Origin of the sequence: Psychromonas sp. KJ10-10 (genome assembly GCF_047323245.1) — a bacterium.
GTDB lineage: Bacteria > Pseudomonadota > Gammaproteobacteria > Enterobacterales > Psychromonadaceae > Psychromonas.
Genome location: NZ_CP178826.1, coordinates 55,584 through 68,304, shown reverse-complemented (window position 1 = coordinate 68,304; position 12,721 = coordinate 55,584). Strand labels below are relative to the sequence as shown.

Here is a 12,721-nt window from a genome sequence, read left to right as displayed (position 1 = left end):
ATGAAACTCAATCCTGGGCAAGATGTCGCCGTTAAAATGATATCCGGTCCCTGTTTAGTACTTGCTGGTGCGGGTAGTGGTAAAACCCGTGTTATCACTAATAAAATCGCTCACTTAGTACAAAATTGTGATTACTTAGCTAAAAATATCGTCGCGGTTACCTTTACTAATAAAGCCGCCCGTGAAATGAAGGAACGTGTCAGTCAAACACTAGGGCGTAAAGAGGCACGCGGTTTGATGGTATCAACTTTCCATTCTCTGGGATTAGATATTATTAAAAGAGAAGTAAAGACCTTAGGTATGAAAGCTGGATTTACTCTTTTTGATGACCAAGATAGTTTTGCTTTGTTAAAAGAATTAACCGAGAAACAATTAAAAGAAGATACCGACCTCTTAAAAGCCCTAGTCACGCAAATTTCTAATTGGAAAAATGCGCTTATTTTACCGCCTCAAGCAATTAAACAAGCAAAGGGTGAAAGAGATGTTATTTTTGCCCATAGTTACGATCTCTATCAACGCCAATTAAAAGCTTATAACGCTTTAGATTTTGATGATCTTATTGTTCTTCCAACGCTTTTGCTTTCTCATAAGGAAGAGGTCAGAAGTCGTTGGCAGAAAAAATTCGTTACCTATTGGTTGATGAGTACCAGGATACTAATACCAGTCAATATGAATTGATTAAAGCTTTAGTAGGCGAACGTGCTCGTTTTACTGTGGTTGGCGATGATGACCAATCTATTTATTCCTGGCGTGGTGCGCGCCCTGAAAACCTGAGTATGTTACAGAGCGACTTTCCACAATTAAAGGTCATTAAATTAGAGCAAAACTACCGTTCTAGCCAACGTATATTAAAATCAGCAAATATATTAATTGCTAATAACCCTCATGAATTTGATAAACGTTTATTTAGTGAACTTGCCTACGGTGAATCTTTAAAAGTATTAACGGCGAAAAATGAGAAACACGAAGCGGATCGTGTGGTAATGGAAATCTCTGGCCATAAGTTTATGAATGGTTGTGCATTTAAAGACTATGCAGTGTTATATCGTGGCAATCATCAAAGCCGGTTACTTGAAAAAGCCATGATGGAAAATCGTATTCCCTATAAAATCAGTGGTGGCACCTCTTTCTTTGCTCGTTCAGAAGTAAAAGACATTATGGCTTACCTGAAACTATTGGTAAATCACGATGATGAAAATGCCTTTATTCGTGTAGTTAATAAACCGCCCCGTGGTATCGGTTCCGTAAGTCGAGAGAAATTAGGTAACTACGCTAACTTACGCCATATCAGCATGTTTGCGACTAGTTTTGAAATGGGATTAGAACAAACACTAAAAGGTAAAGGGTTACAAACTCTGCAAGCATTTACACGATGGCTGGTGGAATTAAATGATCGTTTAAAGCGTGAAGAACCGATTGAAGTAGTACGAGATTTAATTCGAGATATTGGTTATGAGGATTGGCTGTACGAAAGTAGTCCAAGTCCTAAAGTCGCTGAAATGCAGATGAAGAATGTTTCAATGTTATTTAAATGGGTAACTGAAATGCTAAAAGGGGATTCGCTTGATGAACCTATGACATTAGAAGAAGTTGTCGCTCGATTGACTCTGCGTGATATGTTATCGCGTAATGAAGAAGATGAAGAATTAGACCAAGTACAATTAATGACATTACATGCATCTAAAGGACTAGAGTTTCCCTATGTTTATTTAATTGGTATGGAGGAAGGTATTTTGCCTCACCAAGTAAGCATCGATGAAGATAATGTTGAGGAAGAGCGACGTCTTGCTTATGTTGGTATTACTCGAGCACAGAAAGAACTAACCTTTATTCTCGCTAAAGAGCGAAATCAATACGGTGAAACAATTAATCCGACGCCAAGCCGTTTTCTCTTAGAATTACCACAGGGAGACCTTGATTGGGAAAGCGGTGCTCGTAAAAAAACAGAAGAACAGAAAAAAGCAGTTGCGGATAAAGGAGTTGCAAGTTTAAAAGCATTATTTGATTAAGATGAATGAGTTATGCTTTTATTTCTTTAATTTTTTTGTAGGATTTTTTGAACTAAATACCTGATTATGACTCTAAGATAAGTCATAATCATACTCACTTTGAGGTGTATTTATATGCTGATAAAGTAACAGTAAAATTTGGATAGTAAATAGCTATTGGTTTTATAATTTTAAACGATTTTACCTTTTAAATGTTTTTCTAGATAATCATTCCATCGAAACAAAGATTGTTTCTAACAAATTACAAACTTATTAATTTATATTACTTTTTAAAAAATGGAGCACAATATGTTAAATAATATCGAAGGCCAAAACGTACCAACAGTTACTTTCCCAACTCGTCAAAATGATCAATGGGTAAACGTAACAACAGATGAATTATTTAAAGGTAAAACAGTTGCCGTTTTCGCATTACCAGGTGCTTTCACTCCAACTTGTTCTTCTACTCACTTACCTCGTTACAACGAACTGGCTGATGTACTAAAAGAAAATGGTGTTGATGAAATCGTATGTATCAGCGTAAATGATACTTTTGTTATGAATGCATGGCTTGCAGATCAAGAAGCAGAAAACATCACTGTCATTCCAGATGGTAACGGCGAATTCGCAGAAGGTATGGGCATGTTAGTTGATAAAGCTGACTTAGGATTTGGCAAGCGTACATGGCGTTACAGCATGTTAGTTAAAGACGGTGTTATCGATAAAATGTTCATCGAGCCAAACCAACCTGGCGACCCGTTTGAAGTTTCAGATGCTGACACAATGCTTAACTATGTTAACCCAAATGCTAAAGCACCAGAAGCAGTGAGCTTATTCACTAAACCAGGCTGTCCATTCTGTGCAAAAGCAAAAGAAGCATTAAAAGAACATAAAATTCGTTTTGAAGAAATTGTATTAGGTACAGACGCAACAACAGTAAGTTTACGTGCAATTACAGGTAAAACAACTGTGCCACAATTGTTTGTTGGTGGTGAATACATTGGTGATAGCGAAGCTGTAACAGCTTACCTAGCTAAATAATTACAATATATAATACAACTAAGGCGTAGCAGGTTTAGGCTACGCTTTTTTTCACTTAATTTCAGTGCTGATAGATATAAATTTATTAAAATGAGTAAATAATTATCAGCGATTGCCTTAAATTGGAGATAAATAATGAAACAGATTAAAGTAGATGTAGCGGTAATAGGTGGCGGAACCAGCGGGTTTAGCATCGTACCGAGCAGACAAAAGAATATACAGATTCAGTGTTATTAATTGAAGGTGAACAATTCGGAACAACCTGTGCTCGTGTAGGTTGTATGCCAAGTAAATTATTGATTGCGCATGCTGAAGCGACGACATAGTGCACAACATACCGCTCCTTTCGGTGTGTTTGTTGATGGCGACGTGCGTGTTGATGGACAAAAAGTGATGCAACGTGTACGTGATGAGCGTGACCGCTTTGTTGGTTTTGTTGTCGAAGCTGTCGATGGTATTACCGAGGCGGATAAAATCATGGGTAAAGCAACATTTGTTGATAATAATACCCTGACCATTGGTGATCATACACAAGTAACTGCAGAACGTATTGTTATTGCAACTGGTTCTCGTCCTGCTTACCCTGGTGTTTGGAATGAATTAGGTGATAAGTTAATTATCAATGATGATTTGTTTAATTGGACAGACTTACCTAAATCTGTTGCTGTTTTTGGACCTGGTGTGATTGGCCTAGAGTTAGGACAATCATTACATCGCTTGGGTGTTGATGTATTGATGTTTGGTATGGGGGGACAAGTGGGCCCCTTCACTGACCCTGAAGTAATGGCTTACACAGAAAAAACATTTTCTGATGAATTCTATTTAGATGCAGACGCAAACGTGACAGAAATGATCCGTAAAGATGACCAAGTTCAGATCACTTATATTGATAAGCAAGGTGTTGAACAGGTTAAGTTGGTTGAATACGTGCTAGTCGCAACGGGCCGTCGTCCAAATGTCGACAACCTTGGTCTTGAGAATATAAGCATTGAAAATGATGCGCGTGGTGTGCCAGTTGCAGACCCGTTTACCATGCAAACATCAGTTGAAAATATATTTATCGCGGGTGATGCAAGTAATCAAATTCCACTTTTACATGAAGTCGCCGATCAAGGAAAAATTGCAGGTAGTAATGCTGGTCGATACCCACAAATTCGTGCAGGTCTTCGCCGTAGCTCAATAGTCGCTGTATTTACTGACCCTCAACTTGCAATGGTTGGCTTGAGTCGTAAACAGGTTATTGAGAAATTAGGAGAATGTGGTTGTTTTGAAACGGGTACTGTTTCCTTTGAAGATCAAGGCCGTAGCCGCGTGATGTTAAAAAATAAAGGTCTATTACATATCTATGCAGAGCACGGAACTGGACGCTTATTAGGTGCAGAAATGATTGGTCCACAGGCAGAGCATCTTGCACACTTATTGTCTTGGGCGCATCAAAATCGCATGACCATTTCGCAAATGTTGGATATGCCATTCTACCACCCAGTAATAGAAGAAGGTGTGAGAACCAGCGTTACGAGATCTTAATGCTAAGTTGAAACTAGGTACAGAAATGATCAATCAATGTATGGAATGTGGACCAGGTTGCTAAATAATAGTAATTAATTATTAGAAATCAGAAAAGTCATGCTTTAGGTATGACTTTTACTTTTAGGCGGTTAAAATCTAGTAATAAGCCAAAAATAGTGCGACAAAAATAGTCAAGCCAACTAAATTATTATCTAGAAATGCTTTAAAGCAAGCTTGCTTATCCCGAGATTTAATTGCTAATTGTTGTTTAATAAATAAATACAAAGCAATCAATAAAACCAGGTAATAAATTATTGTAAATTGTTCTTTAATACCCAGTAATAATAATAATATAAGACTACTGAGTTGTAATAACCCAATAATTAACGTGTCATATTTTCCAAATAAAATTGCAGTAGATTTAATTCCGATTTTAAGATCATCATCTTTATCTACCATGGCATACATAGTGTCATAGGCAATGGTCCATAATACATTTACTACAAATAATACCCATAACACATTATCTATTTGATTTGCTTGAGCCGCATAAGCCATAGGAATAGCCCAACTAAATGCTAAGCCTAAAACAAATTGAGGTAAGTGAGTAAAGCGTTTCATAAAAGGGTATAAAAAAGCTAAGGCAAGGCCAACAAAAGAAAGTTGAATTGTTAACCAATTTTGGCTGAGAACTAACAAAAATGCACTGATCGATAAGAGCAAAAATAGCATAATTGCTTCACGGGCAGTTGCTCTTCCTGAGGGAAGAGGGCGATGTTTGGTACGCTCTACAAAACCATCTACATTTCTATCGGCATAGTCATTAATAACGCAACCTGCGCTACGCATAATAAAAACCCCCAGAACAAAAACAAATAAAATATCTAGCTCAGGAATTCCTTTGGTCGCTAACCATAACGCCCATAATGTTGGCCACAATAATAAAAGCGAGCCTATCGGTTTATCGATACGCATTAATTGAGCGTAGGCCTGAAGTTTTTGTTTATTCATTGTAAATACCAGAAGCAGGTAGAAAAAGTTCACTGACTAAAAGTGGTTTGTTTTCAAGGTAAAATAGAGAGCGTCTTGCCCACAAAGAGTGCGATGTGCTTTGTTGTAAATCATCAGCTAATTGATGGAATAAAGAGTCCTTGTGAAATTCTGTTACTTCAATTTGTCCACGCAACATACTTGGATCTTGAAATAAAATCTTACCTAAGGATTGTTCGCCGATTTCTGCTAATCGTGATTGTTCTGCTGTTAAGGTCGAAAAAGGAATTTCTGTTTGGGCGAAAATAACAGGCTTTTCATCACAGTATAAAAATACTTCGCGAATTAATACCTTATCTTCTTGGGAGAAATAATTTGAAAGAATATCACTTGGCTTAACGCTAATTTGTTGTTTTACTTTAACTGAAAAATGATTGCATTGTGATTCAAGTTTTTTTGTCAGAGAGTTATGATCGTAGAGCCAATTAGCGATATTTGGCTGACAGTGAAGCGGTTTTGTTTCTGATATCCAGCTTGATAAAGCCCCTAAGGGTAAGATATTAGGAAAGATATTATTACGCATGAAAACCTTTGTAAAACAGGAAAAAAAGCAATTGTTTGCTATTGTAACATCATTATATAAGTTAAAGGAAAAGACCATGCTGAAAAGAGCGCTTTTATGTGTGCTTTGTTTATCATTTAATGCTTCGTTATTAATGGCGGAGGAAGCTTCTGATGGAAGTGCTGTTGTTCAAAACGATTATCGATACTTCCAGCTTGAGCCAGATATTATCACCAATTACATTAAGCCAGGAAAACGGATCGGCTTTGTTCGGATCACTGTCGAGTTGATGGTTAAATCTGCTGGTGAATACGATTTAATAGATAAACATGAGCCACTTATTCGAGATAAAATCATCACTATTCTTGGCCAGCAAAATGAGAAAATAATCAAGTCGACAGCTGACCGAGATAGCATTCGTCAACGTTGTTTAGAAGAGGTTAATAACCTATTGTTTACTGAAACAGGTGAAAAACCACTTACCGATCTATTATTTACTAAATATTTGTATCAGTAAGCTTTTTCATAAATTATAAAATGACAAGCCGAATACTTTCGGCTTATCTTAATGCTTAAGTTTATTGGTTAAAAATGCAAGCATTAAGCCTGCTAATAATCCCGCCAAGTGCGCGTAGTTTGCTACATTCATCGGTAACAAATCAATAAAGCCTAATACCAGCCAAAATATTAAAAACATGAAATAGCTATCAGCCAAATAAATATTGCTATTACTTTTTAATTTACCCAATAGCCAACAATAACCAACTAAAGCGTAAACAACGCCACTCAGTCCGCCGAAGTATGGACCGACTAAAAAGTACTGGGCAAGGTTAGAGGCAACAGCACTAAAAATAAATAGAATTAATAGTCTTTGTTTACCTTGTTTTTTCTCTACCAATCCAGCTAATTGCCACCACCACAGTAAATTAAACACAATATGCAAGGCACTAAAATGTAAAAAAGCAGGGGTAATAAAACGCCAGCTTTGTGAAAAATCGAAGGGGTGGCTGGTAAAAAGGCTAAATCAGATTGAATTGGTTGCAACAAGCCTAAGGTCGCCATTGCGTAGATAATAATACAAAAAATAAATACAGAATGTGTTAGTAGCCCTCCATGTTGCATAAATTGACGCAATAGGTTTGAGCTTTGGTAGCTGTTATCGGTTAAGTTTGTTTGAGTATTGCCCGAGGACCAACTAGCCGAAAGGTATTTTTCTTGGTTGGGATCACTTAAAAACAACTGCAGTTCGGCCTGTGCTTTTTGTAGTCGCTGTTCATATTTTAAAATAATTTGATAGTGAGGCTTTTGGTACTCAATGCTGTTGTCTATTTCTAACAGGGTTAAATAATCAGAAAAAGCCTGAGCTAATCGTAAATGTTGGAATTGATGAAGGATCATGCTGACCTCTGTATTTTTTATAACACTTGGTTTGTCGTGTTTTTACTGAGGTAATAATAACACTGAACAGAAACCTTTGCTTGTGGATAGAGGAGTCAAGCTGGCTTGTTAGTAGGGAAGGAAAATAATATCTACAATAAAAATATTTTATACTTCAGTTTTTTAAGCCGGTCATAAGCCATTATTTTTGAAAATGCGTAGCAATTCTTATTTTGATTTAAGCTGAAAGTCTTTTTAGCAGAGAGTTTAGACTATTGTAGATTTTTTCATCCATCAGTTTCAATGAAAGTAAAGAGCAAGTTTTAATTATATTTATCTCAAAATAGTTTTGCTACAATGTAGCGCTAAATTTTGGCGTGTAGTTACATTCTTGATGTATTTTTTTATTTTAAACTATACAAACCAATTGATTTCTAATTATTTTTAGGAAGTATCTAAAAATAAATACATAAGTGACAGGTGAATATGTTTATTCCAGTAATAATGGCAGGTGGTTCCGGTTCTCGATTATGGCCTTTATCTCGTTCTAAATTTCCAAAGCAATTCTTAGCATTAGACAGTCAAAATGATCTAACAATGCTTCAATCGACCTTAGATAGAATCCACGGCTTAGATGTCATGGATCCAATTATTATTTCCAATGAAGAACATCGCTTCATTGTTGCTGAACAAATTCGCAACTATGGTGAAAAATCAAAAATTATCTTAGAGCCTGCAGGACGGAATACAGCACCAGCAATTGCACTTGCCGCTCTTGAAGCAATTGCCGAGGGAGTTGATCCTATTCTATTGGTGTTGGTCGCTGATCATGTAGTTGCAAATAAAGTCGCTTTTCAGCATTCGATATCTCAAGCTTTAAGCCTTGCTAGCAAAGGTGATTTAGTTACCTTTGGTATTGTGCCTACTGCACCAGAAACTGGTTACGGTTATATCCAACGTGGTGAAGCAGTAAATGATAAAGGCTATAAAGTACAAGGGTTTGTTGAGAAACCTAACTTAGAAACTGCACAGCAATATCTAGAGTCAAATGAATATTATTGGAATAGTGGCTGTTTTATGTTCAAAGCAAGTGTATTTCTTGATGAGCTGAAACGTTTATCTCCAGAAATATATGACGCATGTGATAAAGCATCAAAGAAAAGTAAAACAGATCTTGATTTTATAAGGGTTTCGAAAAATGAATTTTTGAAGTGTCCTGACGATTCTGTAGATTATGCTGTTATGGAGAAAACCCAAAAAGCAGTTGTGGTACCTATGGATGCTGGTTGGAGTGATGTGGGGTCTTGGTCTGCACTATGGGACGTTTCTGAAAAAGATGAAAACCAAAATGTATACCATGGTGATACGATTCTAAATGGAACAACAGGTCGCTTAATTCATGCTCCAAATAAGTTGGTTGTCGCTGTTGGCTTAAAAGATATTATTGTTGTTGAAACAAAAGATGCGGTATTAGTAGCAGACAAATCAAAAGTTCAAGAAGTCAAAAAAATCGTTGAGCATTTAAAATCAGAAAATAGAACTGAATTTAAAGACCACAGGGAAACATACAGTCCTTGGGGGTTACTGATGCTATTGATAAAGGGGATCGTTATAAAGCAAATCTTATTACTGTTAAAGCTGGAAAAGAACAGTCTGTGCAAATGCATTATCATCGAGCTGAACATTGGGTTGTTGTTTCTGGAACAGCAAAAGTAACAAAGGGGGAGGAGACTTTTCTGCTAACTGAAAACCAATCAACTTACATTCCCATTGGTGTAAAGCATAAAATCGAAAACCCAGGGAAAGTTGATCTTGTTTTAATCGAAGTTCAATCAGGTAGTTATCTTGAAACTGATGATATTGTTAGACTATAGAAGAGTAATTAGATGAGTAAATTAACATGTTTTAAAGCATACGATATCCGCGGTAAGTTAGGTGTCGAATTGAATGACGATATTGCCTATAGAATTGGTCGAGCTTACGGCAATTTTTTACGTACAGATGATAAAAAAATAAAACGGTTGTTGTTGGTGGTGACGTCCGACTAACAAGTAATGAATTAAAAGAAGCACTTTCGAATGGTTTAAGGGATGCTGGCGTTAATGTCTTTGATATTGGCTTAAGCGGTACAGAAGAAATTTACTTTGCCACTTTTCATCTAAAGGTAAGTGGTGGCGTTGAGGTTACCGCGAGCCATAATCCAATGGATTACAATGGCATGAAACTGGTAAGAGAAGATGCAAAGCCAATTAGTGGTGATACAGGGCTAAGAGAAATCCAAATTGCGAGCAGAAGATAATGAATTCGCTGAAGTAGCAATTCCACGAGGTGAATATAAAAAGCTTGATATTCTAAGTGATTATATCGAACACTTATTAGGTTATATTCAGCCTGAAAATATTAAACCTCTAAAGTTAGTAGTGAACTCTGGTAATGGTGTCGCTGGACATGTAATAGATGCTTTAGAAGATAAATTTAAAGCCTTAAATATCCCCTTAGAGCTGATTAAAGTGCATAACGAACCAGATGGTAACTTCCCACATGGTATCCCCAATCCTTTATTACCGGATTGCCGTGCCGATACAACTGCGGCAGTGATAGCGCATAAAGCAGATATGGGGATTGCCTTCGATGGTGATTTCGATCGTTGTTTTTTATTCGATGAAAAAGGTGGATTCATCGAGGGATATTATATTGTGGGCCTTTTGGCGGAAGCTTTTTTAAAGAAAGAATCCGGCGCTAAAATTATTCATGACCCTCGTTTGTCATGGAATACTATTGATATTGTCGAAAAATCTGGTGGAAAACCTGTTATGTCGAAAACGGGCCATGCATTTATCAAAGAACGTATGCGCTTAGAAGACGCCGCTTATGGTGGAGAAATGAGTGCACACCATTATTTTCGTGATTTTGCTTACTGTGATTCAGGTATGATCCCATGGTTACTAGTGTCTGAATTGATGTCTGTATCTGGGGCAACACTTTCTGAAATGGTTAAAGCTCGTATTGAAGCATACCCTTCCTCTGGTGAAATTAATAACAAATTAAATAATCCACAAGATGCTATCCAACGAGTCAGATCTTTTTATGAAAAAGATGCTTTGTTGGTAGATGAAACAGATGGCATTTCATTAGAGTTCAGTGAGTGGCGTTTTAATTTACGTTCATCTAATACTGAGCCAGTTGTTCGACTAAATGTAGAGTCTCGTGCTGACGTTATTTTAATGGAAGAAAAAACGAAAGCTATTTTAAACCTTTTATGTGAATAACATGACGTAATAGCGTTTACTGCATTAACTTTTTTAAGGCATCATTTAAATGAAACAATTACTTCTTCCTTTATGGGCGTACCGCTACTTTATACTTTCATCGGTGAAAACAGAGCTTCGCTCTCGTTTTGCTAGGAGCAAGTTCGGTGGTTTATGGATGATATTGCATCCACTAGCTCAAGTGCTGGTTTATGCACTTATTTTATCTCAAATCATGGTGGCTAAATTACCGAATGTTAGCACTGAATATGCTTACCCTATTTATATTCTTGCGGGGGTGGTCGGCTGGACTTTATTTTCAGAGGTTTTAGGGCGTTGTTTAACTGTTTTTATTGATAATGGTAATTTATTAAAAAAATGTCTTTTCCTAAGCTGGCATTGCCATTGATCATTGTTGGGAGTGGCTTAGTTAACTTTACCTTACTGTTTATTACCATGTTTGTAGTGTTTGGTTTTTTAGGCCACCTTCCATTAAATGCATTGCACTGGATCCCTCTATTAGTCTTGATAACACTAGGGTTAGCAGTGGGCATTGGTTTGTTTTTTGGCGTATTAAATGTATTCATTCGAGATGTTGGCCAGGTCATTAATATTGTCTTACAGTTTTGGTTTTGGCTAACCCCGATTGTTTACATGATGTCTATTGTACCTGAAGAATATCATGCAACGATGATGTTTAATCCAATAGTAGGAGTCACTATGGGATTTCATGATGTATTACTTTATAACAGAGCACCTGACCTTAGTTTACTTGCGTATCCAAGCATATTTGGATTCGTCAGTTTATTGTTATCGATGACTCTGTTTAAAAAAGCAAGTGAAGAGATGGCGGATGTATTATGAGGAATGTTTTAGAAGTTAAAAGCTTAAGTAAGTCATTTAAAGAGTACGGATCCGAGTTTTCACGAATTGCCTCGTGGTTTGGCTTAAATATTAAGCCTGCTAAAGAACAACATATCTTAAGAAATGTACATTTCTCAGTGGCCGCTGGAGAAGCAGTGGGTATTGTTGGCCAAAACGGAGCTGGTAAAAGTACTTTATTAAAACTCATCAATGGCACTTTAAAGCCTTCGAGTGGAACAATCCATATTAATGGGCGTATTTCCGCTATTTTAGAGTTAGGAATGGGGTTTCAGCCTGATTTAACTGGCCGTCAAAATGTTTATCATTCAGCTGGTTTAATGGGGTTTACTCATGAGCAAATAGATGCAGTTATCGATGAGCTTGAAAACTTTGCTGAGATTGGAGAGTACTTTGATCAACCGGTGCGTAATTACTCAAGTGGTATGCAAATGCGTGTTGCTTTTGGTGTTGTAACGGCATATCGCCCGGAAATATTAATTGTTGATGAAGCTCTCTCTGTTGGTGATGCGTACTTCCAACATAAAAGTTTAGATCGTATTAAAGAGTTTCAAAAGCAAGGCACGACATTATTGCTTGTTTCCCATGATCGAGGGGCAATTCAAGGGATTTGTGATCGTGCCGTTTTACTTGAAAAAGGCACTGTAATTAAAGATGGTGCCCCAGAAGAAGTAATGGATTTTTATAATGCATTAATCGCAGAAAAAGAAAATAGTACTGTCAAGCAAATAGTGAAAAAGAATGGCAAAGTGGAAACAACTTCTGGTACAGGAGAGGTTACTATTCAAAGTGTTCAGTTACTTAATGAAAAAAATGAACCAATCGAATACATTGCCGTAGGTGAAACTGTCTCACTCAAAGTTTTAATTAAAATTCATGCAGATATACCTAATCTAGCGATAGGCTATATGATAAAAGATAGACTCGGGCAAGCGATATTTGGGACTAATACCCATCATCATAACGAGATAATAAAAAATGTTCAGAAGGGCAGTAGTTATGAGTTAATGTTTTCATTTCATATGAACTTGGGTATTGGATCGTACTCTATTTCTGTAGTCTGCTCATGCTGATGAGACACATTTATCGGCCAATTATGAATGGCGAGATCAAGCGTTGATTTT

At 36.8% G+C, this 12,721-nt stretch carries 9 protein-coding genes and 4 pseudogenes; 9 read left to right on the top strand and 4 right to left on the bottom strand.

Annotated features, from left to right (window positions below):
* The 3 genes and pseudogenes from rep (at position 1) to ACLKMH_RS00400 (ending at position 4,620) form a co-directional block, all read left to right on the top strand.
* Positions 1-2,009: pseudogene (rep, locus tag ACLKMH_RS00410) on the top strand (DNA helicase Rep).
* Between the two features lie 288 nt (positions 2,010-2,297).
* Positions 2,298-3,029, top strand: a complete 732-nt coding sequence (locus ACLKMH_RS00405; protein WP_413700407.1) for a glutathione peroxidase — start codon at positions 2,298-2,300, stop codon at positions 3,027-3,029.
* Between the two features lie 135 nt (positions 3,030-3,164).
* Positions 3,165-4,620, top strand: a pseudogene (locus ACLKMH_RS00400) (dihydrolipoyl dehydrogenase).
* A gap of 74 nt (positions 4,621-4,694) precedes the next feature.
* On the opposite strand, the gene ubiA reads toward ACLKMH_RS00400, so the two are convergent.
* Both ubiA and ACLKMH_RS00390 read right to left on the bottom strand, forming a co-directional pair.
* Positions 4,695-5,549, bottom strand: a complete 855-nt coding sequence (ubiA, locus tag ACLKMH_RS00395; protein WP_413700406.1) for a 4-hydroxybenzoate octaprenyltransferase — start codon at positions 5,547-5,549, stop codon at positions 4,695-4,697.
* Entirely contained in the window at positions 5,542-6,111 is a 570-nt protein-coding gene (locus ACLKMH_RS00390) for a chorismate--pyruvate lyase family protein (RefSeq protein ID WP_413700405.1), read from the bottom strand. Before ACLKMH_RS00390 ends, ubiA begins: the two co-directional genes overlap by 8 nt.
* A 76-nt stretch (positions 6,112-6,187) precedes the next feature.
* On the opposite strand from ACLKMH_RS00390, the gene ACLKMH_RS00385 reads away from it, so the two are divergent.
* Positions 6,188-6,607, top strand: coding sequence for a flagellar basal body-associated FliL family protein (locus ACLKMH_RS00385; RefSeq protein ID WP_413700404.1), 420 nt, complete (start codon positions 6,188-6,190; stop codon positions 6,605-6,607).
* A gap of 48 nt (positions 6,608-6,655) precedes the next feature.
* Here the strand turns inward: ACLKMH_RS00385 and ACLKMH_RS00380 are convergent, their stop codons facing one another.
* Positions 6,656-7,024, bottom strand: coding sequence for a rhomboid family intramembrane serine protease (locus ACLKMH_RS00380; protein ID WP_413700403.1), 369 nt, complete (start codon positions 7,022-7,024; stop codon positions 6,656-6,658).
* Positions 6,994-7,488, bottom strand: a complete 495-nt coding sequence (locus tag ACLKMH_RS00375) for a hypothetical protein (protein WP_413700402.1) — start codon at positions 7,486-7,488, stop codon at positions 6,994-6,996. The genes ACLKMH_RS00380 and ACLKMH_RS00375 overlap by 31 nt, the downstream gene beginning before the upstream one ends.
* A 465-nt stretch (positions 7,489-7,953) precedes the next feature.
* On the opposite strand from ACLKMH_RS00375, the pseudogene ACLKMH_RS00370 reads away from it, so the two are divergent.
* The 5 genes and pseudogenes from ACLKMH_RS00370 (at position 7,954) to ACLKMH_RS00350 (ending at position 12,670) form a co-directional block, all read left to right on the top strand.
* Positions 7,954-9,341: pseudogene (locus ACLKMH_RS00370) on the top strand (mannose-1-phosphate guanylyltransferase/mannose-6-phosphate isomerase).
* 12 nt (positions 9,342-9,353) lie between these two features.
* Positions 9,354-10,736 (top strand): annotated as a pseudogene (cpsG, locus tag ACLKMH_RS00365) (phosphomannomutase CpsG).
* Between the two features lie 49 nt (positions 10,737-10,785).
* On the top strand, positions 10,786-11,124 hold the full coding sequence (locus ACLKMH_RS00360; protein WP_413700401.1) for an ABC transporter permease: 339 nt from the start codon (positions 10,786-10,788) through the stop codon (positions 11,122-11,124).
* Positions 11,121-11,579: an ABC transporter permease gene (locus ACLKMH_RS00355; RefSeq protein ID WP_413700400.1), complete on the top strand. Its 459-nt coding sequence runs from the start codon at positions 11,121-11,123 to the stop codon at positions 11,577-11,579. Before ACLKMH_RS00360 ends, ACLKMH_RS00355 begins: the two co-directional genes overlap by 4 nt.
* A complete protein-coding gene (locus ACLKMH_RS00350) occupies positions 11,576-12,670 on the top strand; it encodes an ABC transporter ATP-binding protein (RefSeq protein ID WP_413700399.1) in 1,095 nt (364 codons plus the stop codon). Before ACLKMH_RS00355 ends, ACLKMH_RS00350 begins: the two co-directional genes overlap by 4 nt.
* Positions 12,671-12,721: the final 51 nt, after the last annotated feature.